The sequence below is a fragment of the Cystobacter fuscus DSM 2262 genome, from assembly GCF_000335475.2.
Lineage (GTDB): Bacteria > Myxococcota > Myxococcia > Myxococcales > Myxococcaceae > Cystobacter > Cystobacter fuscus.
Genome location: NZ_ANAH02000008.1, coordinates 39,189 through 64,583 on the forward strand (window position 1 = coordinate 39,189; position 25,395 = coordinate 64,583).

Sequence of the window (25,395 nt, forward strand, 5' to 3'; positions counted from 1 at the left end):
CTCACCCTCCGCCCGGCCCCACGTCCGTCTGCGAGGGCGCCACCTTCAGCACGTCCGTGCCCGTGCGGCCGCGGATGCTCGTGACGTACATGTCCTCGATGACGGCGGGCGGCGCGGAGAAGCTGCCCACGAACTGCGCCCGCATCACGTACCCCACCGTGCGCGGACTGTCGCTCCACCACGCCGGCTCCTCGAAGAAGAACGTGGCGCGCTGGGGGCTGAGCGAGCGGCGCTTGAGCGCCTCGGGGGCCAGCGGCAGCTCGTGCGGAGCCGCCCGGTACTCCTTGTCCTCAATGAGCGGCACGAAGCCCGCCGGTACCGCGTCCTCCACCACGTAATACGCCGAGCGGTTGCGGTTCTCCCCCCGCGCGTCCAGCGTCAGCTCCACGTACACCACCTCGCCCTGGTTGAGCGAAGTGCCCGGCTCGAGCCGCACCTTGCCGCTCTCGCGCAGGACGTAATAGGCGCGCGTGAGGCTCATGCCCTCGGCCATGGGCTTGACGTCCGCGAGCGGCGTGGCCGCCGTGCCCCGCAGGCTCGCCACGCCCTGGAAGTCCGCCACCTGCACGCCGCGCGTGCCCGGCTCCAGCACCGCCACCAGCCCCATTCCCCGCGGGCTGAAGCGCACCGGGCTCTTCGTCCCCTTCACCTCGGGCGGCGGCAGCTTGCGGAACTCCTTCGCGTCCCGCTCGACGAGCCACAGCGAGTGCAGCAGCGCCGTGCTCCTGTCGAAGGTGGACAGCCCCGGCTCCGACAGCGCCTCCAGCAGCCGCCGGCGCGCCTTGGCCACGTCCAGATTCCCGAAGGACGCCGCGTGGGCGAGGATCGCCGTGAGGCCCACCCGGCGCAGCGGATAGCGCCACATCGCCTCGCTCTGCGCGGGCAGCTTCGCCAGCGTGACGAAGCCCTCGTTGCTCTGGGCCACCAGCGCGTCGATGCGGCCCTTGAGCGCGGGCTCCTTCATCACCCCCGCCTTCTCCGCCGCCAGCACCGCCATCGCCAGCGGGTAGAGGTCTCCCGGCGGCGCGGCCTCCACCAGCGCGCGCACCCGGGCCGCCTGCCGCTCGCCATCCATGCGCGCCAGCACCCACGCCCGCGTGGCGTCCCACTCGAAGGGCAGCCCTTCCTGGGCCTCCAGCCAGCGCAGGCTCTCGGTGATGCGCGGATCGTTGCGGTCCACGAGCCCCGCATCCACCGCGTACGCGAGCCCGTCCAGCGCGATGAGCGTCATGGGCAGGTCCGCCTGGTTGTAGCCGCTGAACCAGGTGAAGCCGCCGCCCTTGACGCCCATGTCCAGGATGCGCGCCGTGCCCTGCACCGCGCGGCTGCGCGCCTCGGCGAGCAGGCCCTGGCTGTCCGTGTCGAGCGACTCCAGCGCGCCCGCCTTCTTGAGCGTCTGGTACAGCGCCACGTTGGGCACCGTGGTGGACACGAGCTGCTCCAGGCACCCATACGGGTAGGTGAGCAGCTCGCGCACGTTGGCGAGCGCCGCGTCCACGATCGAGGGCTGCAACACCAGCTCCACGTCCGCCACCGTCGCGCTCGCCGCCGCGGGCAGGGACAGCTCGCCGCCGCCCCACTTCGACACCTTCACCGGCTCCTCGAGCACCGCCGGGCGCACGTCCAGCACGTGCCTGTCCCTCAGCGGCTCCTTGCCCCCCGTCACCTCCACCGCGAGCTGCGCCATGCCCGCGCCCTTCGTCTTGAGCTGGAGGGGCAGCACCTGCTCCGCCCCCTTGGCGAGCTGCACCTTGCGCTGGTCCTCGGCGGCGTCGAGCACGCCCGACGCCACGAGCCGCACGTTCAACTGCTGGCTGTCCGGGGACTTCTCCCCCGCCGACAGGCGCACCGACGCGCGCGCCTCGTCTCCCTGGCGGAGGAACTGGGGCAGCGCCGCGTACAGGGCGAGCCCGCCGCGCGTGGCGAACTCCGCCGTGCCCTCGCCGAAGCGGCCCGAGGTGTCCGCCGCCACGCCCGTCACCACCCAGAGTGTCTGGTTGGAGGGCAGCTTGAAGCGCACCGTGGCCCGTCCGTCCCGGTCCGTGACGACCGAGGGGCTCCAGAAGGCCGTGTCGCGCTCCAGATCCTTCGCCTGGCGCGTGGGCGGCTTGATGGAGGCGAAGGCATGGTCCGGCAGCCCCGAGAGCTTGCGGGCGATGGCCTCGCCGTAGCCGTAGCCCTGGAACTCGGCGGACACGAAGGTGGCCACGTTGTCGCGGCCCGGCGGGTAGAAGAAGTCGAGCACCTTGGGACGGAACTCGCTCTGGATGGCGTAGACGGCCTTGTCCACCACGCCCACGGATACCTGCGACACCACGCCCACTCCCTCGTGGTTCGTCACCCGGATGTCGAGGACCTGCTCGGTGAGGGGCGTGGCCTCGGCGCGCCGGGGCTGCAACGACACGCTCAGCGTGCGCTCGGCGGGGACGATGCGGAAGCCCACCGTGCGCTCCTCCCAGCCGCCCGCCGCCGTGGGGTACGCCACCGACGCGTACACCGCGCTGCCAAAGCGCTTCTCCACCTCGAAGTCGTACACGAGCGTGCGGCCCTTCAGCTCGAGGAGCTTCGTGCCGTACACCCCCGCGCCCGTGAGCGTCACCCACACCGGGCCGCCCTCCGTGCCGTTGGGGCCCCAGCCCTGGGGCAACAGGCCCACGAGCTGCGCCGTGTCGCCCGGCGACAACGTGCTCGCGAGCGCCGCCAGCGTCAGCGTGGGCACCTGCGCCACCGGCTCGCTCTCCGCGCCGATGACGAGCAGTTGCTCCTCGCCCGTCCACGTCTCGCCGCCCTTGTCCTTCACCGTGACGCGCGCCAGCACCGCGCCCGCGTCCGGGGTGGGCACCTTCTCGCGCGCCGTGCCATCCGGCCCCGTGGTGAAGCTCCTCTTGCCCAGGCTCTTCTCCTCGCCATCCGCGCGGCGCAGCACGAACTCCACCTCGCCCGGCGTGGTGCCGTAGGGCTTGCCGGACAACGTGGTGGCGCGCACGCTCAGCACCGCCTCGCCGCCCTTCTTCACCACCGCCGCCGAGTAGCGCGCGCTGCCCAGCACCTCCACCTTGGACAGGAAGAAGGCGGAGCTCGCGTTGGCGAACGTCTTCTGGTCATCCCGCGCGCGCACCGTGAGGGTGTAGCGGTAGGGCAGGCGCTCCTCGCCCGGCTTGAGCGCGGGCACGGGAATTTCAATCACCGCGTTGCCCTCGGCGTCGAACGTCGCGGCGCTCGCCCACGGGTCCTCCTCCACCTCGCGCTGGGCCACCGTGGAGTACAGGCGCTCGGGCACGCTCAGCTTGCCCTCCATGGTGGAGGCGCTCCCGTACGTCACCGCGCTGCCCTGCCCGCCCAGGCCCGCGTCATCCACCCAGGCCGGCGCGTCCAGCAGCGTGCGGTAGAGGAACACCTCGTAGCGCGTCTCCGGAGGCACGGCCCCGTCATACCGGCGCGCCTGCACCGTGGCCTTGATGGACTGGCCCGGCACCACCGTCTCCGACTCCGGCCGCAGCTCCAGGTAGAAGGTGGGCTTCACGTAGTCCTGCACGCGCGCCTCGCCCTGGTGCGGCTGGCTGTCCAGCTCGGCCGTGACGCGCAGCACGCCGGTGCCCAGGTCCTCGGGCACCTTCACGTTGCCGTTGAAGGCGCCGAACTCGTCCACCCGGGCCTGCGTCTTCACCTCGCGGCCCTCGGCCGACACGAGCTTCACCGCCACGTCGCGGCGGCGGGGCGTGAACAGGCGCGCGAGGTAGCTGTCCGGCTGGCGCACGAGCCCGCGGAAGCGCACCTCGTCCCCCGGCTTGTAGATGGGCCGGTCGCTGTAGATGAACACGTCGGGCGCCACCGCGAGCGACGAGTAGAAGTCCGTGTCCACGAGCGCCGTGTCCCCGTCGGCCGTGGCGGTGGCGATGATGCGCGGCTCCTGCACGGGCAGCCGCACCTCGCCTTGCGCGTCCGTGGTGCCCGTGGGGCCCTTGCCGTTGGGCAGGTACACCTGCACCTGGGCGCCCACGCGGGGCCGCTGATCCCTCCCCGCCACGCGCACCAGCACCTGGCCATCCGTCTGCTTGAGCTGCACGGTGAGATCCGTGACGACGAGCACCACCTGCCCCTCCACGCGGCCCTGGACGAGCTGGACCAGGTACGTGCCGGTCGGCAGGGGCGCGAGCGTCACGCGGCGCTCCTGGAAACCACTGTTGTAGAAGGAGGTGTCGAAGCCCGGCACGCTGAACTCGGAATCCGTGCCGCCCAGGTCCAGGTTCAGCCACTGGCTGCGCACCGCGGTGAAGCCGGCGGGCACGCCCACGAGCTTGCGCGCGCCCTCGGCCACGCGGGCCAGCGACTGACCCGGAGGCGGAGGAGGCCGCGCGGGCAGACGAGGCGCCACCGCCTCGCGGAAGTCGTTGCCGAGCGCGTTGAGCAGGAAGGTGCCCGGGGAGCGCGTGGCATTGAGGCCGCGGCTGAGCGCGTTGCCCGGATTGGCGAGCGTGGGCGGCGTCTCGTACGCGCGGCGGATGTCGCCCTGCGCGCGGATGAAGGCCTGGAGGTTGTCGGGCTTGAGCACCCGCAGCTCCACGGGCCCCTTGCTCTCGAAGGCCACCTCCACGGCGACCGGCTCGTGGCTGCCGTAGGCCCGGGGCACGGTGATGTAGAGGGGCTTGGCCGCGGCCACCCCGGCGGACACCAGCGCGGCCAGGGCCGCGATGCGAGCGATGGACTTCATGAACCAAACCCTCCCGGCACCAGCCGGTTGCCATCCACCGTGCCGCGCAGGCCGATGTACGGAAGCGTTTCGAGATCCTTGCGCGCGGCCTCGATCTCCGCGGGCACCTTGAGCGCGGGCGGCTTCGCGCCTTCCCCGGAGGACAGCTGCGACGTGTAGCCGTCCACCATCAACCCGCCGAGCAGCGTGCCCGTGCGCACGCCGAAGGACACCGAGCCCTTCTCGCGCAGCCCCGCCACGACGGGGGCCGCCGCGTGCAGCAGGTTGGGCACCTGGCCCTCGCACGCCTTGCGCAGCCGCTCGAGCACGGCGGGGGAGGAAGCCAGCACGTGGTGGCCACACATCGTCTCGCGCTCCATCCGGTTGGGTCCGGAGAAGAGCGTGTCGAGCGCCACCGCGTCCTCGGGCCGGCCCCAGAGGAGGGCCACCTCGCTGGGCAGGCTCGCATCCCCTCGGGGCGTCCACACCAGCGCCACCTGACGCGTGCGCACCGCCATGTCCGCGCTCCCGCCCGACCAGAAGGCCTTGAGGCTCGGCGCGTCGAGCAGCTCGGGCAGCTTGAGCTGGAGCGCGAGCAGCACGGGCGTCTCCTCGGGGATGAGCTTGAGCAGCTCCTCGGACAGGGGGGCGCTGTCCAGCCGGGGATCATCCACCACGGGCCCGGTGATGCCCCGGCCCACCAGCCGATTGCCCTCGGCGGCGAACTGGAAGCGGATGCCCTGGGACACGCCCATCACGTGCGTGAGCAGCTGCGCCTCGCGGCCGAGCGCCTCGGGGGAGAAGCCCAGCTCCAGGTCCACCTCCTCGGGCGGCTCCAGGTCCAGGTGGGGCTCGCACAGGCCCTGCAGCACGACGGCCGGGCTCCGGCCGAACACCATCCGGTCATCCGTGCGCGCCGCCCACAGGGACTGCTCGGCCACGAGCCAGCGTGTCAGCGTGAAGCCCTTGCCAGGCACCTCGCCCTGCCCTCCCGGACACGCGTCGGCGGTGAGGACGTCGCGGCGCACCGCTCCGGCCATGCCGTCGAAGGCGGCCATGACGGTGTTGCCCGGCTCGGGCACGAGGATGGCGGGCGTGCCGGTGCGGGTGTCACCGGAGAACCACACCACGCGGAAGGGGGCCGAGAGGAGCTGTCCGGCGAGCAGGTCGAACACGGCGCCCTTGAAGCCCAGGCCGAGCTCCTCGCTCCGGGTGCCGAGCATCGCGGCCCAGCCGCCCACGAAGCCTTGGCCGAGCGGCTTGCGCAACTGCTCCTGGAGCCACGCGTTGCCCGTGAGCGCCTCGCGCACCTCGCCCGGCGTGTAGACGTCCACCCAGAAGGCGGGGCGCACGACCTCGGAGGGCACGTCCATCTTCCGGGGTTTGTCGGGCGCCGGCGGCAGGGCCTGCAGCAGGCCCGTGCCACTCGGGGCGTCACCAGAGGACGAGGAGGCGCCGGGAGTGCCGGAGGAGGACGGAGAGGGGGCGCTGCCCCGGCCGAGGAAGAAGGCGGCGGCGAACACACCCGCGAGCACGGCGACACCGGCGCCCACGAGCAGGGCGCGGGGAGGACCCTTGCGGCCCGGAGGCGAGGGGGGCGGCGGAGCGCCCGGCGGGGATGAGGGAGGGTTCATCGTGTCCACTCCTTGAAGCGGAAGAAGCCGAGGAAGGCGGTGTTCTGGGGCACCGGACGCCACTCCAGGGGCGCCTCGGTGACGAGCGACTGGAGGACGCCGGTGCGCACCGCGGCGCCCGGTTCCCCCGGATGATAGACGACGCGCGTGGGGGCATGCGCCTTGTCCTCGGGGCGCACCACGAGCATCAGGTGGAAGACGGGGCCCGCGTCGCGCTCCAGGCGGAAGGCCACCACGTCCCCGGTGCGCAGGGACTCGCGCGTGGCCTCGTCCCGGCCGAGCGGCACGAAGGACCGGGCGAGCAGCGTCTCGGCGTCCGCGAAGTCACCCGGCGCACCCCGGTCATCGCGCCACAGGGGCGTGGCGAGCCGCTCGGGGCGCCAGCGCCGGTAGGCGCTGCGGAAGACGAAGCGCACCAGGCCCGCGCAATCGCGCTGCGCCGGGTGCCAGGCGGGGTCCATCTGGCGCACCTGGGCGATCGCCACGCGAGCCACCTCGCGGCGCAGCGGGGCCTCGTCGGCGCTGGCGGGCGCAGCGTGGAGCGACAGGAGCAGGAGCAGGGAGAGCATGGCGGGCCGGGGCCCTCACTCGCCTTCGCCTTCGCCGCCGCCCTCATCCGAGCCGCCGCCCTGGGTGAGCGTCTTGACGGCGTCCTCCAGGTTGACGGGCCACGCGGGGGACTTGGGGACCGGGCCCTGGCCGGGCACGTACACCTCGGCCTTGCCCTCGCCCAGCACGTTCACCCACGCGAGCACCCGCGTGGAGCCGGGCGTGGCGAGCGGGATGCGCACCATGCGGCGCACCTCCTGGGGCGTGCCCTCGTAGAGCGCCACGTTGAGCGTGGCCACGGTGTGGGCCTTGTCGCCGCTGGGCCAGTAGTTGGTGGCGATGAGGTAGAGGCCCTGGGGCGGGGCCCGGTGCACGTAGAGGTAGGGGCCGTAGGCGGGATCGTCGAAGGACGACTCGCCCTGCTCGTTGAGAAAGAAGGTGCCTCCGCTGGGGCTCTCGGTGTTGGCCCAGTACACGTGCGCCATCTTGCGCAGATCCAACCGCGCGCCCTTGCCGTCCTTGCCCGGGGTGACGCTGTCCTGGGTGGGCTCGTAGATGTGCAGGTCCGTGTAGACGCCCTCGGTGTCGCTGGTGAGGATGGCCTTGAGGGGCACGGGGGGAATCTGCGCGTAGCTGGTGGCCTGGGCGCGCGTGGTGCCGCCCTGGTTGGTGGCCATCACCGTGACGACGTTCTTGCCGCTGGCGGCGGGGAACTTGCGCCGGAAGCGCCCCCCGAAGGTGCGCATCAGGTAGCGGTCGCCGTTGATGGAGAGCACCACCGGATCGATGGTGGTGTCACTCACCGTTCCCTCCACGAGCAGCATCCGGTCCACCGTCCAACCGCCCGAGGGAGCGGTGAGGCGCACCGTGGGGGGCGTCTTGCCCTTTCCGATGGGGACGCCCTGCTGCCGCGGCGGCGCGGGCGGGGCCTGGGTGAGCAACACGGCCAGGAGGACGGACAGCATCGGGAGCTCGTGAGTGGAGGGGAAGGAGGGTCAGATCGGCTGGAACCCCAGTTCGCAATTGTAGTCGAACGTCAGCTCTTCTCCAGGGTCGATTCGCCTCAGGGCCTCCACCAGGAACGTGTTCGGCAGCGGGCCGTCCTTGAGTTTGACGTTGGGCCGGGCCGAGTGGTTGTAGAGCATGAGCAGCCCCCCCGCGATGGCGAACTCCCGGCCGGGCTCGTCGCTCCAGTACAGCAGGTAGCGATCGAACACCGTCCCACTCAGCGGCACGGGCAGGTCCTTCTTGGGGATGATGATCGCCGGCACCACTTCCACCGCCTCGCCCGGGGCGAAACCACGCAGCGCCACCACACCACGGCCCTTGCCCGGGATCTCCCGGAACCCCACGCTGCTGGTTTGAGGCACGACTTGCATACGCGAATCCATGGCTCCTGAAGGCGACGCGACAGGCGAGCAACGCCAACACCGCGCCCCATGTACTTCAAGGCGGATTCTTTTGCTCGGGGCTCACGTCTCCTCGTCGTCCCCGGCCTCGTCCGCCTTCTTGCCACCCATCAGCGCGTCGATCTCCGCGTGCGCGGCGGCGGCCTGCTGCGCATCGAGCCGCTTCACCCCCTGCATCTGCTCGATGACCCAGTGGGCCCGCTTCTTGAGGGCCGGCGAGCCCGAGGCCGGCGAGCGCCGCCGGGGCGCGGGCAGCATGGACGCGAGCAGGGCGCCCTGCGCCGGGCTGAGCTCCGCGGCGGAGACCCCGAAGTGCTCCCGGGCTCCCGCCTCGATTCCGTACACCCCATTCCCCCACTCCACCACGTTCAGGTAGAGCGCGAGGATGCGGCGCTTGGGCAGCGCCTTCTCCAGCCGCCGCGTGAGCACCAGCTCCTTCGCCTTGCGCAAGAGGCTGCGGTCCGTGGACAGCCACAGGTTCTTGGCCAGCTGCTGGGTGATGGTGGAGGCCCCCCGCCCCAGCTTCCCCTGGCGGATCGCATCGTCCAGGGCGTTCTCCAACTCCTTGGTGTCCACACCTTCATGGAGGAAGAAGCTCGCGTCCTCGGAGAGCACCACCGCGGCGATGGCGTGCTTGGACACGTTGGACAGGCCCACCCAGGTCTGCCTGCGCCGGGGCTTCTGGTTGGCCGCGCGCGCCTCCTCGGCACGCTGCTCGATGAGGGCCGTCGTCTTCGGGTTCTGCTTGAGCAGCGGCTCGGCGTCTGGAAGGCGCGCGTATTCGTAGGACACGAACACCACGAGCCCCAGGAACAGCGCGCCCAGGATCCGGCCCGGCCACTTCAGGCCCCCGGAGGAGGCCGCCTTGGGCGCCTTGGAGGGCTTGGGTGTCTTGTTCCCAGGGGACGTCTTGCTCGTCTTCGTCCGGCCCGACGGGGGGCCCTGCTGCTTCACCTTCATGGTCCGGCTGCTCATGGGGGAGTCCCCTCTACCCCGAAGCCCCTCCGGAGGAAAATTCACCTCTGGCGTCTTCCCTCCGGCACGGATGGAGCACCCGGCTCAGGCCTCGGCTGCCCGCCCGCCCCCTCCCCGGATGCCTCCTGGCGGCCGATCTTCCCCACTCCACAGGAGGGAGTCATGGGCATGGGCACGAGGTGGGTGGGGTGGCTGGCGGTGGGAGCGGCGGTGCTGGGAGGGGGCTGCGCCAGGAGCAGCACGGCCGTGGCGCCGCCGACGGCCCCGGAGACCCGGCCTCTGGAGGACGAGGCGAACAAGCGCTGCGACTACGAGGATCCGAACCGGTACTACGTCGCGCGGGATCCCGAGCGGTGCGCGGTCATCCGGTTCGTCTGTCCGAACCCGGAGGACACCGCGACCCCTCCCCGGGCGAACTACTTCAGCGATCGCTGCGGCTGTGGCTGTGAGGCCGCCCCCGCTCCCTAGCGGAGACTCACGTCAACCAGAGCCACAGCGCCAGGGCCAGGAGCAGGACCGCCCCGAGGCCGCCCGCCAGGCCCACCATCCAGAGGGGACGGCGCTTGCGGATGATGGGCACGTACTCCGGCGTCCGGTCGACGCGGTCCAGCTTGACGCTCATGCGGCGCTGGACCGTCACGGGCAGGGTTCGGCCCAGATCTTCCGGACGCACGAGCTCCCCGTTGATGAGCAGACGGGGACGGCTGGCGGCGGACGGCTCGGAGGAGTCAGGGGGAGAGGAATCGGAGGCCGTCATCGGATCCTCACTGTAACCCAGACGGCGTTCCCCCAAGTGCCCGTCTGCCCACGAGACAACAGAACAGGAAGAGCGGCGCGCGCCCCCTCCCGGCGCTAGACTCGGCGGCATGTGGCAACTCCTCAATCCCCACAAGCAGAAGCTCCCCAGCCCGGCGGAGGCCCTTCCGGGCCGTTCCACCCGGATGAAGGTTCCCGCCCGGCACCACGTCAACGGCACCCCCCTCGAGGGGCCCCTCCCCGAGGGCATGCAGGAGGCCGTCTTCGGCCTGGGCTGCTTCTGGGGAGCCGAGCGCAAGTTCTGGCAGACCCCGGGCGTCTACTCCTCGTCCGTGGGCTACGCCGGAGGCCTGACGCCCAACCCCACCTATGAGGAGGTGTGCTCGGGTCGTACCGGTCATACCGAAGTGGTCCGCGTGGTGTTCGATCCCCGCAAGCTCTCCTTCGAGGCGCTCCTGAAGGTCTTCTGGGAGAGCCACGATCCCACCCAGGGCATGCGCCAGGGCAACGACACGGGCACCCAATACCGCTCGGCCATCTACTGGACCACCGAGGAGCAGCGCCGGCAGGTGGAGGCCTCGCTCGCGGCGTACCAGAAGGTGCTCGGCCAGGCGGGCTACGGGCCCATCACCACGGAAGTGCGCCAGGCGCCCGAGTACTACTACGCCGAGGACTACCACCAGCAGTACCTGGCGAAGAACCCGAACGGGTACTGCGGCCTGGGTGGCACGGGCGTGAGCTGCCCGGTGGGCGTGGTGGCCGCATCGTAGCGACCCGGGGCTACTCGCTGCGCATGGCCTCGACGGGATCCAACCTCGCGGCGCGAGCCGCGGGGTAGATGCCGAAGATGAGCCCCACGCCGGAGCTCATCCCCAGCGAGAGGAAGACGGCCCAGGCGGGCACCACGGTGTTGAAGCCCAGCACCCAGCGCACGAGGAAGGCCAGCCCGAAGCCCAACCCCACGCCGATGGCGCCGCCCAGGAGCGCCATCATCACCGCCTCGGTGGCGAACTGGCCGAGGATGCGCGCCTTGCGCGCGCCCAGCGCCTTGCGGATGCCGATCTCCTTGGTCCGCTCCGTCACCGACACCAGCATGATGTTGAGGATGCCGATGCCGCCCACCACGAGCGACAACAGGCACACGCCGAAGCTGGCGATGGTGATGACCTGGGAGAGGCTGTTGAAGGTCTGGGTCATCGACTCGTTGGTGTGCAGCTCGAAGTCGTTGGGCTCGAGCGGGGCCACCTCGCGCCGGCGGCGCATCAGGTTGGACACCTCCTCCTGGGCCTTGGAGAGCAGCTCCGGCGTGGTGGCCTGCACCGACAGCTGCAGCGAGCCGCCCGCGCCATAGAGCAGCTTGTAGACGCGCAGGGGCACGAAGACCTCGTTGTCCATGCTCACCATGCCCAGGAAGCTGCCGCGCCGCTGGGTGACGCCCACCACGGTGAAGGGCCGGCCCTTGATGCGCAGCTGCTGGCCGATGGGATTCATGCCCGGGTAGAGCGCGTCCACCACGTCCATGCCCACCACCACCACCTGGCGCCCATCCACCTCGTCCACCGGGCCGAAGAAGCGCCCCGAGGCGATGCTGATGCCGCTCGTCTCCAGGTACTCGGGGGTGGCGCCGGTGACGTCCACCGAGGGCCGCGTCTCCATGTTCGCCGTGGACAGCTTCTGCCCCCCCTCGCTGTCCGACGCGGACACCTGGAGCACCGAGGGACACGTCTCCAGGATGGCGCGCACGTCCTCGAGCGTCATGTTCTTGCGCATGGCGTACTTGCGCCAGTTCACCCGGCCGAAGCCCACCGGCCACTTGCTCACCTGGAAGGTGTTGGCGCCCAGCTGGGACAGGTCCTTGTTCACCTTGAGGCGCAGCCCCTCGATGAGCGCCATCATGGTGATGACCGTCATGACGCCGATGACGATGCCCAGCAGCGTGAGCAGCGAGCGCAGGGGGTTGCCCAGGAAGGTGCCCACGGCGAGCCGCAGGTTGTCGGTGGCCGCGAGCCAGGAGGCGCGGAAGCGTCGGAGCATGGGGAGACTCATTCGTAGCGAAGCGCTTCCACGGGATCCAGGTTGGCCGCGCGCGCCGCCGGCCAGATGCCGAACAGCAGACCCACCAGCGCGGCGAACGCCACGCCGCCCACCACGGTGATCCACTGCACGTCCGCGGCCAGGGGGGTGAGCAGCGAGAGGATCTTCGCCGTGCCCAGGCCCACGATCGTGCCCGTCAGCCCCCCGAGCGCGGACACGGCCGAGGCCTCCATGAGGAACTGCAACACGATGGTGCGCTTGCGTGCCCCGAGCGCGCGGCGGATGCCGATCTCCCGCGTCCGCTCGCGCACCGACACGAGCATGATGTTCATGATGCCGATGCCGCCCACCAGCAGGGTGATGAAGCCCACCCCCACCGCCACGCCGAAGAGCGCTCCGGTGAGCTGCTCGTACGTCTTGGCCATCATCTCCGGCTTGTTGATGGAGAAGTCGTCCGGGGCGCCCGGGGGCGTGGCGCGCACGCGCCGCAGGATGCCCACGAGCTGATCCTCCGCCTTCTTCATGTCCTCGGGGCGCTCGATGGAGATGGCGATGCTGAAGCCGCGGCCCTTGCCGAAGGTGGAGTAGAACGTCTTGAAGGGCATGACCACCTTGAGGTCCTGATCATTGCCCAGCAGCTTGCCCTTGGGCGCGAGCGTGCCCACCACCTGGAAGGGGTGGCCGTCGATGCGCACCGTGCGGCCCACGGGATTGAGCCCGGCGAAGAGCGTGCCCACCACGCTGGAGCCGAGCACGACCACCGGCCGCGTCACCGCGTCATCCGCCTCGGTGAGGGGCCGGCCGGAGAGCAACTGGTAGGCGGCGACGGACAGGTACTCGTGCGTGGCGCCGGTGATCTCCACGGTGGACACCTGCTCGCCGTTGAAGGCCACGTCGCCCACGCGGTTCACCACGGGCGACATGCCGGAGATGTAGCTGGACTGCGCGCGGATCTGCTCGAGCTGCGGCAGGGTGAAGTTCTTGCGGTTGCGGTACATCCACCAGTCCCCCGTCATCACCCAGGGGAACTTGGAGACGTAGAGGGAGTTGGTGCCCATGCTGGCCAGCTGCTTGTCGAAGGAGCTGTTGAGCCCCTGGATGATGCCGACGATGGCGAGCAGCGTGGCCACGCCGATGCCGATGCCCACCGTGGTGAGCACCGTGCGCATGCGGTTGGCGCTCAGCGAGAAGAACGCGATGCGCGCCCCCTCGAGCACGTCCACCCTCACCGCCCGGCGGCTCATACGCCCTCCACCGCCTGCAGCGGAGCCCCATGCCCCAGGGCCACCTCGCGCCCGGGCCCATCGGCGACGATCTGCCCATCGCTGAGGCGGATGGCCCGCGGACAGCGCGCCGCCAGCTTGGGCTCGTGCGTGACGAGCACCAGCGTATTGCCCGCGCGGTGCAGCTCCTCGAACAGGCGGACGATCTCCTCGCCGGTGGCCGAGTCCAGGTTGCCCGTGGGCTCGTCGGCCAGCAGCATGGAGGGCTCGGCCACGAGCGCCCGGGCGATGGCCACGCGCTGGCGCTGACCGCCGGACAGCTCGTTGGGCCGGTGGTGCATGCGGTGCTCCAGGTGCACCTTGGCGAGCGCCGCCCGGGCCCGCTCGCGCCGCTCCTTCGCCCCCAGGCCCCGGTACACCAGGGGCAGCTCCACGTTGGCGAGCGCCGTCTCGCGCGGCAGCAGCTGGAACGTCTGGAAGATGAAGCCGATCTCCTCGTTGCGCACCACGGCCAGCTCGTCGTCGACCATGTGCGACACGTCCTTGCCGTTGAGCATGTAGCTGCCGCTGGTGGGCGTATCCAGGCAGCCCAGCACGTTCATGAGCGTGCTCTTGCCCGAGCCGGACTGGCCGATGATGGCCACCCACTCGCCCCGGCTGATGCCGAAGGAGACGCCGCGCAGCGCGCGCACCTCCTCGCCGCCCACGTGGAAGACGCGCGTCACGTCCCGCACGTCGATGAGCCGGGCGTCACCCGGGAGCGCCGCCGTGCTCACGACTTGCCACCACCCGGCCCACCCAGCATCGGCTCGCGCACCAGGTCTCCCGACTTGAGCTCCTTGGACAGCGTGCGGTAGGGGCCCTCCACCACCCGGTCCCCCTCCTGGATGCCCTCGAGGATCTCCAGGTCCGTGTCGGAGGCGATGCCCGTGCGCACCCGGCGCGCCTGCGCCTTGTTGTCCGCGTCCACCACGAAGACCACCTTGGCGAGCGTCTCCGCGCGGTGGGGCGCCGACAGACCGCCCTCCACCGGCGGCTTGTAGTCCGGCAGGCTCTTCTCCGGCCGCACCGTCACCGCCTGGATGGGCACGAGCACCGTGTCGTTGTGCACCTCGGCGGAGATGCGCACCTCGGCGCTCATGCCCGGCAACACCCGGGGCGGCCGCGTGCTCAGCGCCACCGTCACCGGGAAGCTCGTCACCTCCGACTCGGTGCCCGGGTTCTTGATGAGCGCCTTCTGGGCGATGTCCACCACCGCGCCCTCGTAGGACTCGCCCTCGAGCGCGTCCACGGTGATCTCCGCCGGCTGGCCGGGCTTGAGGTGCACCACCTCGTGCTCGCCCACCTCGAACTTCACCTCCATGATGTTGAGCGCGGCGATGGTCATCACCACGTCCTCGGACAGGTCCGAGCCACGCACGCGCTCACCCACCTCGCGCGACAGTTCAATCACGTTGCCGTCGATGGGCGACAGGAGCGTCGTCTGAGAGAGGTTGTTGCTCTGCTCCTCGTACACGGCGGAAGCCTGGGACAGGCGCTGCTGCGCCGCCGCCAGCCGCACCACGGCCGAGTCCCGCGTGGACTTGGCCTGCTCCAGCTCGGCCGCCGAGGCCAGCTGCTTGTTCGCCAGCGCCTCCACGCGCGCGAGATCCGCGTTGGTGCGATCCACCTCCACCTGGATGACCTGCGCGTCCGAGCGCGCCGCCGCCTGGGCCGCCTGGGCCTGCTTCACCCCGGCCGCGTACCGGCGCGGATCGATGCGGCCGAGCACCTGACCCTTGGTCACCCGCTCGCCTTCCCTCACCTTCAGCTCCACCAGATCTCCGGAGAGGTTGGAGGAGATCTTCACCGTGGTCGCCGCCTGGACCTTGCCGGCGCCGGTGATGGTGCGGGTGATTCCGCCCTTGCGGGCCTTCGTCAACTGGGCCTCCACCGAGGGAGGAGGCCTGTCCTTCAGCCCCCCCGCGGTGATGGCCGCCGCCCCGAGGAACAAACCGCCCGCGATGACCGCCTTCCACCACTTCATTTCGCTTCTCCCGGATTCAGCGTTCCCATGGCGCGCATCAGCGCGAAACGGGCGATTTCCACATCAATCCTGTTCTCGAGCAGGGTCAGCTCCGCCTGGGTGAGCTTGAGCTGGGCGTCACGCACCTCGAGCGTCGAGCTGACCCCCGCGTTGAAGCGCTCGCTGGCGAGCGTCAGGGAGTCGGCGGCCGCCTTGCGGTTGGCCTCCGCCAGCTCCGTGGCGACGAGCTGCGCCTCCACCGTGGCATGCGCCTGACGCACCTGCCCCTCCAGATCCCGCTCCGCCTGCCGCAGGTTCAGCTCGGCCACCCGGCTCTGGGTCCGGGCCTGGCTCTGCTGCGCCGTCGTGGCCCAGCCATTGAAGAGATCCCACGACAGCGCGATGCCCCCGCGCACCGAGTTCTGCAGCCGAGGCTGGAGGAAGACGATGTCCGCGTCCGGACCCCCGCGCTGCAAATCCACGGAGAGGGACAGCCGCGGCAGGAAACCCGAGTGGGCGATGCGCTCCTGCAACTCCGCGGCGCGCAGCCGCTCGCGCAGCGCCACCAACAGCGGTCGGCGGGCCCGCGCCTCCTCGAGCGCTTGAGGCAGGGACATGACGGGCTCGGGCGTCTGACGCAGCAGCTCCGGCTCCACCGCCGTCACCTCCTCGGCGCCCGGCAGCGCCAGCCACGTGGCGAGCTGCACCTGGTTGCCCGCGAGCTGGGACTGCCGCGCCACCACGGCGATGCGGTCATTGCCCAGGTTCACCTGCGCGGACAGCTCCTCGGCCTTGCCCACCCGGCCCGCCACGAACAACGCCCGGGCGCGCTCGAGCTGCTCCTCGCTGCGCTTCACGTTGGCCTGGAGCACCTGGATGGTGGACTGGGTGCGGTAGAGCAGGAAGAAGCGCTGGATGCCCTCCTGCTCGCTGGCGTCGCGATCCTCCAGGGCCTGGCCCCGCTGCGACTCGAGCTGGGCGCCGCTCTGCTCCAGCCTCGCCCAGATGGACCGGTCATAGATGACCTGGCGGATGGACACGCTCAGACCGAAGTCCGCGAAGGTCGCCGCCGGCACATCCACCGGGATGTTCACGTAGCCCCCCTCCGGCGAGGGCACGACGTTGTAGTCGCGCGAGGGACCCGAGTACACGCCCGTGGCGCCCACCTGGAAGCCCACCTGGGGCAGCAGCGAGGAGCGCGCGATGCGCACATCCTGCTCGGCGGCGGCCACCTGGAGCAGGGCCGTGAGCGACTGGGTGTTTTCCCGGCTGCGCGCCCGCGCCTCCTCGAGCTGGATGGGCGTGGGGGCGGCGGCGAGCACCGCCGCGAGCAGGAACGCGTTCATGCCGCACCTCCCATCTTGGCCGCCGCGATGCCGGGCAGGCCCACGAAGACCACGCCGATGAACATCATATAGAGGACGCACCCGAGCACCACCGCCCGGGCCCGGCTCATGCCCGTGGCCGCGGAGAAGCCCAGCCCGAGCAGCACCACGCTCCACAGGTTGAAGAAGTCCACCGCGCGCATCACCCGCTCCATCTTGGGCGACAGGCCCTCCAGCACGGCCAGGCTCGAGGGCACCAGATCCTGCACGCGCGCCTCGGACAGGGAGGGCTGGGCGAACGCGCAGATCGTGAAGACGAGGTGGTAGAGCGCGATGGGCAGCATCGCCAGCGCCGCCGCCGACAGCAGCCGGCCGAAGGGCGCGCTCCGATCGAACAGCCACGCGCACACCCACAGCAGCGCCGCCAGCACCAGCGTCTGCAGCGGCATGAGCAGCACCCCCTTGAGGAGGCCCAGGATCAGCGCCTTGCGGGGAGCGCTCTGGATCTCCTCGGACAGCTCGCTCTCCGTCATCCGCTCGAGCTGACCCGTCATCTGCAACTGCTGCACCACCGAGGCGCTCGCGTCCCACCGCAGGGAGAACGCCGTGCCCGAGGCGGACACGCAGAGGACGAGCAGCAGCAGGGGCCATACCCAGCGATGGGCCTCGACCGCGACGCGTGTCGCGTCGAGCGGATCGAGAAGCACCCGGGCGGGTTGAGCAAGTGAGATCATAGTCAAGGAGAAGGCGATCGGAGGCGGCGCGAGAATGTACGCGAGAGGACGCACTTCATTGCAAATGCGCCTGTCCCCTGTCACCCCCAACAGGCTGGCGGCCCACCCCTTCCCGGACATCTTCACCCAGGGCGGAGTCAAGGTGTAGCGACCTGTTACGGAAATTTTGCCGCGCGGATCCGAAGGGTGTATGTGCTCGCCTGCTCGCCTTCTGGAGTCTGAATGGTCGACAGCACGGATTTCGCTCAGGTACTCCACGAAGCCTCGGACATCGCCCAGAGCGTTGAGCACAAGCTCACCTCGGCGCACGTGCTGCTGGCTCTCTTCACGGTGGAGAACCGGGCCCAGTTGCTCCTTCGGGAAAAAGGAGTCAACGAGGACAACCTCCTGGAGCAACTGTCGGCGCATGACGCGGAGCAGGAGGGTCTGGTGCGCACCCTGTGCATGCGGGCGCGGGAGATCGCCCAGAGCATCGGCTCGCGCGAGGCGGACTGCCTGCACCTGCTGGTGGCGTTCACGCGCGTGCCCTGCACCGCGAGGGATCTGCTGGCCAAGACGTGCTCGCCGTTGATGAACCTGGCCAACACGGCGCTCTCCTACTGCGTCAGCGGGAGCACGCCCCGGCGCTACCAGCCCGGCCGCGCGAACACGCCGCTGACCATGCCCCGGCCCAGCCGGCCTCCGGGCTCGCCCCCCTCGGCCCCACCCGCCTCCATCCTCGCCCCGAGCGTGTCGCGCCCCCTGCCCGCCCTGCGCGCGCCCTCCCGGCCCGCCCTCTCCCCGCGCGACCTCATCGACGAGGTGCACGAGGACGTGGCGCCCCCCTCGCCGCCCGCGGCCCGCGCTCCCTCGCGCACGCCCGCGCCCGTTCCCCCTCCGGCGGCGCCCGCCCCCGTGACGCCCCCGCCCGCGACGGTGGCTCCCCCGACGGCCACGCCCTCGACGGCCGCCCCCTCGACGACGCCCGCCCCCGTGGCCGCTCCGGCCGCCCCTTCGGCCGCTCCCCGCCCCTCGACCACGCCTCCGCCCGCGTCCCGTCCGGCGGCGCCAGCCCGCTCCGCCGCGCCCCTGGTGCTCGACGAGAAGCGCTTCCCGGTCCTCACCTCGCAGGGCCGCAACCTGAGCCGGCTCGCCCAGGAGGGGAAGCTGGATCCGGTGGTGGGCCGCGCCAAGGAGATCGACGAAGTCATCGACGTGCTCGGCAAGCGGCGCACCAACAACCCGTGCCTGCTGGGCGAGGCGGGCGTGGGCAAGACGGCGGTGGTGGAGGGCGTGGCGCAGCGCCTGCTGGAGCTGCGCGGCAGCCTCGCGGAGAAGATTCTCATCGAGCTGGACATGGCCACGCTGGTGGCGGGCACCCAGCTGCGCGGCGCCTTCTCCGAGAAGCTCAACGCCCTCAAGGAGGAGGTGCGGCGGGCGGACGGCCGCGTGGTGGTGTTCATCGACGAGATCCACACGCTGGTGGGCGCGGGCTCCACGGGCGAGGGTCCCCAGGACGCCGCCAACGAGCTGAAGACGGCCATGGCGCGCGGGGAGTTTCCCTGCATCGGCGCCACCACCCACGACGAGTACCGCAAGTTCATCTCGCAGGATCCGGCGCTCGAGCGGCGCTTCACCCCCGTGGTGGTGCACGAGCCGTCGGTGCCGGAGACGGTGGAGATCCTCCAGGGCATCATCGGCCGCTACGAGGACCACCACGGCCTGCGCTACGAGCCCGAGGCGCTGGTGGCCGCCGCGTCGCTGGCGTCGCGCTACGTGACGGACAGGTTCATGCCGGACAAGGCCATCTCCGTGGTGGACCTGGCCGGCTCGCGGTGCAAGCGCGAGGGCAAGGAGCTGGTGGAGGCGGGGGACGTGGCGCGCGTGGTGGCGAAGATCGCGGGCATCCCCGAGGAGCGCCTGCTGATGACGGACTCGGCGCGGCTGTTGCGGCTGGAGGCGGACCTGGGCGAGCGCGTCATCGGCCACGAGGACGCCATCTCCCGCATCTCGCGCGTCATCCGCCGCAACTACGCGGGCTTCGCCTCGCGCCGGCCCATGGGCTCCTTCCTCTTCCTCGGCCCCACGGGCGTGGGCAAGACGGAGATGGCGCGCGCGCTGGCCGAGGTGCTCTTCGGCAGCAAGGATCTGCTGGTGCGCCTGGACATGAGCGAGATGTCCGAGAGCCACGGCGTGTCACGCCTCATCGGCTCGCCCGCGGGCTACGTGGGCTATGGGGACGGCGGGCAGCTCACCGAGCCGGTGCGCCGCCGCCCTTCCTGCGTGGTGGTGCTGGACGAGATCGAGAAGGCGCACCGTGAGGTGCAGCTGCTCCTGCTCCAGGTGCTGGAGGAGGGCCGGCTGACGGACGGCAAGGGAAGGCACATCGACTTCTCCAACACCGTCATCGTCCTCACGACGAACCTGGGCGCGGAGTCCTTCCACAGCAAGAGCCGACTGCTCGGCTTCGGCAATCCGCTGGCCAAGAACGCCCCCGCGGGCGACATGGAGGCGGCGAGCAACGCCGCGCGCCAGGCGATGCCGCCGGAGCTGTGGAACCGCATCGACGAGCGGCTGCCCTTCCGCCCCCTGGGCGAGGCGGACGTGGCGCGCATCGCCACCCTGCTCCTGGACGAGAGCCGCAAGCGGCTCGCCACGGAGAAGAGCATCGAGTACGTGGCGGGGCCGGACGTGGTGGAGCTGCTCATGAAGTCGGGCGGGTTCGATCCGAAGCTGGGTGCCCGGCCGATGCGCCAGGTGGTGCAGCGGCTGGTGGAGGCCCCCCTGGCCGAGCGCATCCTCGCGGGCGAGTTCATGACGGGCGATCGGGTGAAGGTGAGCGTGCAGGCCGGGGAGTTGCAGTTCCAGCGCGAGGAGCGTTGAGCCCATGAGCGCCGCGCGTCCCAATCGCCCGAGGGTGCTGGTGGTGGGCGCGGGCCGGGTGGGTGGCGCGCTCGCACTGGCGCTCGCCGCGAAGCGCTGGCCCGTGCGCGTGTGGGCGCGCTCCGAGGAGGCGCGGTGCCGGGTGCGCGACTGGGGGCTCGGGCTCGCGACGGAGAAGGACATCGCGCGGGCCCGGGTGTGCCTGTTGTGCGTGCCGGACAAGGCGGTGTCGCCGGTGGCCGAGGAGTGGAAGCCGCGGCTCGCGCGGGGAGCGGCCCTGGTGCACTGCGCGGGCGCGCTGTCGCTGGAGGCGCTCGGTGCGCCCCAGGGACGGGTGTTGGGCTCCTTCCACCCGCTCGTCGCGGTGTCGGATGCGCGCGATTCGCTGGCGGGCAACTCGGTGGCCCTGAGCACCCGCTCGCGCTGGCTGCGCGAGGTGTTGGAGCGGATGGCGAAGGACGTGGGACTGCATGCGCTCCGGGTGAAGGAGCGGCAGCGGGCCGCCTACCATGCCGGGGCGGTGCTGAGCGCCGGGGGCGTGGTGGCGGCCCTGTCCGCGGCCGTGGAGGCGCTGCGCGTGGCGGGCATTGCCGAGGAGGAGGCGCTCGCGGCGTTGTTGCCCCTCACTCGCTCGGCGCTGCGGGGCGTAGAGGCACGGGGGCTCGCGGCGGGCTACACGGGCCCCATCGCCCGGGGAGACGCGCAGGTGGTGGCGGCACACCTCGCGGCGATCCCCCCGGATGCGGCCTCGGTCTACCGGCCTCTGTCCCGGCGTGGGTTGTCACTCGTCGGCCACCGCCTCCCCGCCGAAGCCCTGGCGAAGCTGAAGACCCTCCTGGACTGAAGACAGTCAGCCCCTGGACCGCAACGGCTGGCCGTGTCGGAAGGCTTCTCCGACGGGCTTCGGGTCCTATCCTTCAGGCGCCTCCACTCGGGCGGCGATGGAGAAAGGATATATCGATCGATGATTGATATTGGGGTGATACACGGCGAGGTAGGATTCGCCTGAGATCTGGATGACCGCCTGTCTGGGTGGCGAGGTCTGCCCCTGGAGCCACGCTTCTGCCTCTCCCCTCGTCGCGAAAGAGGCCTTGGGTGGAGGGAGGCCCTCCCGCATCCGCGTGCCGAGATAGTATTCGAGAACAGGATGAGGAAAGAGGCGGCGATGGTTCTTATCTCTGATGTAGATGAGATGGTGATACTGGTCCGCCACCAGGATGTAAGCAGAAGAAGGCGGGTCCGGGAGTTCACTCAGCCATGAATCCGCTTCCTCGCGCGTGTTGAAGGATGCGACCACGCGTGGAGGATCATCGGATACGAGGTGTTTGCGATAGTCCTCGAAGACGTATGTTTGACCCGTGGATTCGATGAAGAGAAGGGCGTCGAAGATGACGTCCAGAAACTCCTGCTGCTCCTGGGATTGAGGGGTGATCCCCATCCCCGCGAGGAAGTCCGTGGCCTTGATGAGGAGTTCGCGCGTGTTCATCGGGACGGCCGTAGCCTACATGGCTCGGATGAAGACGCACCGGAAAAGGGCAGCACGGCACGGCTGCCGCCCGAGGACTTCCGAGACAGGGGCCGCTGAAGCACCCTGCCCTCCGCATCAGGAGGTGGCGATCGACTTGGGCGGTAGCTTCAACACCTGGCCGACCTTGATCTGATCCGGATTCTTGAGCTGGTCCTTGTTGATCTCGAAGATGCGTGGGTAGAGCTTCGCATCGCCGTAAATGTCCTTGGCGAGCTTGCTCAGCGTGTCCCCCGACTTCACGGTGTACACACCGTAGGGCTCCGCGTGGGTCACGTTCAGCATCACCACGATCTCGTTCTGCCAGTTGGCGTGCTTCGCCTTGATCTGATCCCACATGCGATCGCGATCCCAGGCGTACTCCACCGTCCCCTGGATGATGAGCTTGCCGTTCTCCTCGCGGGACTCGACCTTCGCTCCCACGTTCTTCGCGACGTCGAGCACGTCCTTGTAGTCATTCTGCAGAGCCATGGCGTTCCTCTCGTCCCCACCTGGAGCGGGCAGACGCCCCCTCTGGTGGCGCGCCGCACTCTAGCCATCGCCCACCCTTGCAACAGGCAAGGCGCCCGCCCCACGGCCCGGATGATGGGCTGTCAACAGAGCCGTGGTCGCCCGTCCCTCACTCCGCCTCGGGCGTTGCGTGCCCGCTTGTTTCGGCCTCTCGATGAAGATATCTTCATCGAATGAGGAAACGCTCATCCACGGAGCCGGGCACGAAGACACTCCGGGAACGCCTGCGCGAGGAGACGGAACAAACCCTCCTCGAGGCGGCCGAGCAGGTCTTCGCCGAGCAGGGAGTGGGCGGCACGCGGATCGAGGACATCTCGAAGCGGGCGGGCGTGGCCGTGGGCACGCTCTACAACTACTTCGAGGATCGCGAGGAGCTGCTCGCCGCGCTCATGGCCCGCCGCCGCGCGGAGCTCGTGAAGATGCTGGACGAGGTGAGCGAAGCGGCCCGGAGCAAGCCCTGGAACGAGGAGTTCGACGCCTTCCTGCGCGCCACGCTCACCTTCCTGGAGCAGCACCGCCGCTTCTTCTCCATCCTCATCCAGGGCGAGATGACCGCTCCCTGCCACACGAGCGCGGCGGAGAAGCGGAGCGGCTCGGGACTCGACGACATCCACGCCTGCGCGGAGCGGCTCGTGCGGCGCGGCGTGGCCGAGGGCGTGCTCAAGCCCGAGTTCGCGGCGCTCTACCCGGCGCTGCTGCTCGGCATGCTCCGCTCCGCCCTCGTCCATGACCGGTACGCGGCTTCGCCCGGTCCGCTCATCGCGCTGTTGGAACCCTTTCGCGACTTCTTCCTGAAGGGGGCGGGGAAGAAGCGCTGAGTCCCACCCCGTGGTCGCCCCCCTATCCACCAAGAAAGCCCCCAACCCCCATGCAAGCCAGTGACTACAACCCCCTGTTGTCCACGGTGCAGGCCGATCCCTACCCGTATTACACGGCGCTCCGGGAGCACTCCCCCGTCTATTTCAACGAGCAGCTCGGCTGGTACATCGTCAGCCGCTACGAGGACGTCGTCGCCATCACCAAGAACCCGGCGGTCTTCTCCTCCGCGCGAGCCATCGTGCAACCGGAGCGGCTCGACGAGGCGGAGAAGGTAGCCCCCATCTCCGTGCGCAGCTTCCGCCGGGGCGTCCTCATCGGCGAGGATCCGCCCACCCACACGAAGACCCGGAACCTGGTGACCCGGGCCTTCACCCCCAAGCGCATCGCCGAGATGGAGCCGCGCATCCGGCAGATCGCCCGCGAGCTCATCTCCCAGCTCCCTCGCTCGGGCGAGTTCGATCTCATCAAGGACGTGGCCGAGCCGCTGCCCATGATCGTCATCGCGGAGATGTTGGGCGTGGAGCCGGAGCGTCGGCACGATTTCAAGCGCTGGTCCGATGATGCCATCGCCATCTCCTTCGCGCTCGTCAAGGGCGCGGAGCTGACTGGCCTCGAGCACAGCTCCCGCGAAATGGCCGACTACATGGCGCGGGCCCTGGAAGCGCGCCGCCAGCAGCCCCAGGAGGATCTCATCCAGGCGCTGCTGGACAACGGCGTGCGCGAGGGCCTGATCTCCGTGGAGGACGCGTCCGCCTTCTGCCGGCTGCTGCTCGTGGCGGGCAATGAGACCACCACCAACCTGCTCGGCAACGGCATGCGCGCGCTGCTGAGCCATCCCGATCAGCTGGAGCGGCTCACGCGCGAGCCCGAGCTGATCCCCAACGCGGTGGAGGAGATGCTTCGCTTCGACTCGGCCGCGCAGGCGCTCTTCCGCAAGACGACGCAGGAGGTGGAGGTGTCCGGCACGCGCATCCCCGCGGGGGCGAGCGTCCTGTTGCTCTTCGGCTCCGCCAATCGCGACCCGCGCAAGTTCCAGGATCCGGATCGCTTCGACGTGACACGCAACGTCGCGGGACAGGTCGCCTTCGGCCATGGCATCCACTTCTGCCTCGGGGCGCCCCTGGCGCGGCTGGAGGCCAAGGTGACGCTGGAGGAATTGCTCACGCCGGACCGCAAGCTCTCCCTGGTCCCCGGCCAGCGCCTGGAGAACGTGTCGCACTTCACCCTCCGGGGCCTCAAGTCCCTGCGGCTTCGCACGGAGCCCGCGCGGAGCACTCACGCGAGCGCTTGAGCGGGAGGTGAACGTTCCGGGGGGGCGGAACCGTCCTCGCGCACGTCAGAGCACCTGGTTGCGCCAGGTGTTCCGGTAGGTCTTGACGATCCCTAGCGAGGGAACGAACAGCGAGTGCTCATCCGGGTTCTGCTTGTCGCTCTGGGCGAGTGGCAGGGTAGGCCATGCGTAGTTCGCGAGCTGCTCTCCATCCAGGTTGGAGCAGTTCACGAGCAGCCCGTCGTACACGGAGCGGATGATCAGATTGCCAATGAGCTTGTTGCGCAGTTCCCGTCCCTCCCGATCCTGGAGGAGGTCCACGCCATGGACCTCCTCATCACCAATCTTGCTGAAGACGTTCGCGGGCGTTCGGGTCTGGTTCAGGCCCATCCGATTGGCCCGGCTGACGTAACTCAGGAGCATCGTCTTGAAGGCCGCGTGCCCGGGTGGGCTGTACAGCGCCCAGACGTCGATCAAGGGAACGTCGATGGGCTTGGGAGAACCTTTCCCCGAATCATCCTCCCCGAAGAGGATGGCCTGGGTGGTCTGCAACAGGGGCGCGTGAGGAATGGTGTCTTCCAGGAGGACCACGCGCGGCTCCCCCCCGAGCTGCTCGATGCCCTTGTTGAGGTTCTGCTGGCCCATGTACTTCATGCGCTCCGCCATGGCCGACAGGCGAGTCGTCGTGTCCAGGTAGATGCCGCCTTGGGTATACAAAACCAACAGGCTCAGCAGATCCTTGACGGCCGAGAACGCCTTGTGCCGGTTCAGCTCATGAAGCACCCAGGTGGCGTCCTGGAAGTCCTTCTGGGCCAGCAGGCCTCTCTGGTTCTGCGCCAGCTGGAGGAAGGACTTGTTGATGCCAATGATCTCGATGCGCGTATCCAGGACCTGCCGGAAGGCTTGTCTGTCCTCGGCGCGGCACCAGAACTTGAGCTTGTGGAAGAGACCGCTGTACCGGGCAATGGCGTTGGGAGTGGCGTAGCACTCCGGACCACGAACGGGTCCCCACCAGATGAAGTGAATGTTCGCCATGGGCGGTGCTCCTCGAGGAGCACCCAGCTTACGAGGGGGC

The 25,395-nt window shown here is 70.1% G+C and carries 22 protein-coding genes; 6 read left to right on the plus strand and 16 right to left on the minus strand.

Features of this window, described 5'->3' with window-relative positions; all coding sequences use genetic code 11:
- Window position 1: 1 nt before the first annotated feature.
- The 6 genes from D187_RS15025 to mtgA all read right to left on the minus strand — a co-directional run bounded on the left by D187_RS15025 (window position 2) and on the right by mtgA (window position 9,242).
- On the minus strand, window positions 2-4,711 hold the full coding sequence (locus tag D187_RS15025) for an alpha-2-macroglobulin family protein (RefSeq protein ID WP_002626191.1): 4,710 nt from the start codon (window positions 4,709-4,711) through the stop codon (window positions 2-4).
- Window positions 4,708-6,324 carry a hypothetical protein gene (locus D187_RS15030; RefSeq protein ID WP_002626192.1) on the minus strand — a complete coding sequence of 539 codons (1,617 nt, stop codon included), beginning with the start codon at window positions 6,322-6,324 and terminating at the stop codon, window positions 4,708-4,710. Before D187_RS15030 ends, D187_RS15025 begins: the two co-directional genes overlap by 4 nt.
- Window positions 6,321-6,893, minus strand: coding sequence for a DUF1175 family protein (locus D187_RS15035; protein WP_002626193.1), 573 nt, complete (start codon window positions 6,891-6,893; stop codon window positions 6,321-6,323). Before D187_RS15035 ends, D187_RS15030 begins: the two co-directional genes overlap by 4 nt.
- Window positions 6,894-6,908: 15 nt before the next feature.
- Window positions 6,909-7,838 carry a DUF2135 domain-containing protein gene (locus tag D187_RS15040; RefSeq protein ID WP_002626194.1) on the minus strand — a complete coding sequence of 310 codons (930 nt, stop codon included), beginning with the start codon at window positions 7,836-7,838 and terminating at the stop codon, window positions 6,909-6,911.
- Window positions 7,839-7,868: 30 nt separating this feature from the next.
- A complete protein-coding gene (locus D187_RS15045) occupies window positions 7,869-8,252 on the minus strand; it encodes an SET domain-containing protein-lysine N-methyltransferase (RefSeq protein WP_043429979.1) in 384 nt (127 codons plus the stop codon).
- Window positions 8,253-8,345: 93 nt separating this feature from the next.
- Window positions 8,346-9,242, minus strand: coding sequence for a monofunctional biosynthetic peptidoglycan transglycosylase (gene mtgA / locus D187_RS15050; RefSeq protein WP_002626196.1), 897 nt, complete (start codon window positions 9,240-9,242; stop codon window positions 8,346-8,348).
- Window positions 9,243-9,425: 183 nt separating this feature from the next.
- On the opposite strand from mtgA, the gene D187_RS15055 reads away from it, so the two are divergent.
- A complete protein-coding gene (locus D187_RS15055; protein WP_155893366.1) occupies window positions 9,426-9,725 on the plus strand; it encodes a hypothetical protein in 300 nt (99 codons plus the stop codon).
- Window positions 9,726-9,732: 7 nt separating this feature from the next.
- On the opposite strand, the gene D187_RS15060 is transcribed toward D187_RS15055, so the two are convergent.
- Window positions 9,733-10,014, minus strand: coding sequence for a hypothetical protein (locus tag D187_RS15060; protein WP_002626198.1), 282 nt, complete (start codon window positions 10,012-10,014; stop codon window positions 9,733-9,735).
- A gap of 109 nt (window positions 10,015-10,123) precedes the next feature.
- Between D187_RS15060 and msrA the strand changes: the two genes are divergently transcribed.
- Entirely contained in the window at window positions 10,124-10,783 is a 660-nt protein-coding gene (gene msrA, locus D187_RS15065) for a peptide-methionine (S)-S-oxide reductase MsrA (RefSeq protein WP_002626199.1), read from the plus strand.
- 10 nt (window positions 10,784-10,793) lie between these two features.
- Here msrA and D187_RS15070 read toward each other — a convergent pair whose 3' ends face one another.
- From D187_RS15070 to D187_RS15095, 6 genes are read right to left on the minus strand one after another with little or no spacing between them, the layout of a single operon-like run.
- On the minus strand, window positions 10,794-12,047 hold the full coding sequence (locus D187_RS15070; protein WP_002626200.1) for an ABC transporter permease: 1,254 nt from the start codon (window positions 12,045-12,047) through the stop codon (window positions 10,794-10,796).
- An 8-nt stretch (window positions 12,048-12,055) separates the two neighbouring features.
- Window positions 12,056-13,291, minus strand: a complete 1,236-nt coding sequence (locus D187_RS15075; protein ID WP_002626201.1) for an ABC transporter permease — start codon at window positions 13,289-13,291, stop codon at window positions 12,056-12,058.
- Window positions 13,288-14,046: an ABC transporter ATP-binding protein gene (locus D187_RS15080; RefSeq protein ID WP_002626202.1), complete on the minus strand. Its 759-nt coding sequence runs from the start codon at window positions 14,044-14,046 to the stop codon at window positions 13,288-13,290. Before D187_RS15080 ends, D187_RS15075 begins: the two co-directional genes overlap by 4 nt.
- Window positions 14,043-15,296: an efflux RND transporter periplasmic adaptor subunit gene (locus D187_RS15085; protein WP_002626203.1), complete on the minus strand. Its 1,254-nt coding sequence runs from the start codon at window positions 15,294-15,296 to the stop codon at window positions 14,043-14,045. The genes D187_RS15080 and D187_RS15085 overlap by 4 nt, the downstream gene beginning before the upstream one ends.
- Entirely contained in the window at window positions 15,293-16,621 is a 1,329-nt protein-coding gene (locus D187_RS15090) for a TolC family protein (protein ID WP_002626204.1), read from the minus strand. Before D187_RS15090 ends, D187_RS15085 begins: the two co-directional genes overlap by 4 nt.
- The gene (locus D187_RS15095) at window positions 16,618-17,334 is read right to left on the minus strand and encodes a YIP1 family protein (protein ID WP_002626205.1); all 717 of its coding nucleotides are present in this window, start codon (window positions 17,332-17,334) and stop codon (window positions 16,618-16,620) included. The genes D187_RS15090 and D187_RS15095 overlap by 4 nt, the downstream gene beginning before the upstream one ends.
- A gap of 222 nt (window positions 17,335-17,556) precedes the next feature.
- Between D187_RS15095 and D187_RS15100 the strand changes: the two genes are divergently transcribed.
- Both D187_RS15100 and D187_RS15105 read left to right on the plus strand, forming a co-directional pair.
- Window positions 17,557-20,196, plus strand: coding sequence for an AAA family ATPase (locus D187_RS15100; protein ID WP_002626207.1), 2,640 nt, complete (start codon window positions 17,557-17,559; stop codon window positions 20,194-20,196).
- Window positions 20,197-20,200: 4 nt separating this feature from the next.
- On the plus strand, window positions 20,201-21,040 hold the full coding sequence (locus D187_RS15105) for a Rossmann-like and DUF2520 domain-containing protein (RefSeq protein WP_002626208.1): 840 nt from the start codon (window positions 20,201-20,203) through the stop codon (window positions 21,038-21,040).
- Between the two features lie 66 nt (window positions 21,041-21,106).
- Here D187_RS15105 and D187_RS15110 read toward each other — a convergent pair whose 3' ends face one another.
- Both D187_RS15110 and D187_RS15115 read right to left on the minus strand, forming a co-directional pair.
- Complete coding sequence (locus D187_RS15110; RefSeq protein ID WP_002626209.1) at window positions 21,107-21,682, minus strand: hypothetical protein; 576 nt, start codon at window positions 21,680-21,682, stop codon at window positions 21,107-21,109.
- A gap of 117 nt (window positions 21,683-21,799) precedes the next feature.
- On the minus strand, window positions 21,800-22,192 hold the full coding sequence (locus D187_RS15115; protein WP_002626210.1) for a LysM peptidoglycan-binding domain-containing protein: 393 nt from the start codon (window positions 22,190-22,192) through the stop codon (window positions 21,800-21,802).
- A gap of 212 nt (window positions 22,193-22,404) precedes the next feature.
- Between D187_RS15115 and D187_RS15120 the strand changes: the two genes are divergently transcribed.
- Window positions 22,405-23,049, plus strand: a complete 645-nt coding sequence (locus D187_RS15120; RefSeq protein WP_002626211.1) for a TetR/AcrR family transcriptional regulator — start codon at window positions 22,405-22,407, stop codon at window positions 23,047-23,049.
- Between the two features lie 50 nt (window positions 23,050-23,099).
- Entirely contained in the window at window positions 23,100-24,341 is a 1,242-nt protein-coding gene (locus D187_RS15125) for a cytochrome P450 (protein ID WP_002626212.1), read from the plus strand.
- Window positions 24,342-24,386: 45 nt separating this feature from the next.
- On the opposite strand, the gene D187_RS15130 is transcribed toward D187_RS15125, so the two are convergent.
- Window positions 24,387-25,355 (minus strand): glycosyltransferase, encoded by a 969-nt coding sequence (locus D187_RS15130; RefSeq protein WP_002626213.1) that lies wholly within the window; start codon window positions 25,353-25,355, stop codon window positions 24,387-24,389.
- Between the last annotated feature and the right edge of the window lie 40 nt (window positions 25,356-25,395).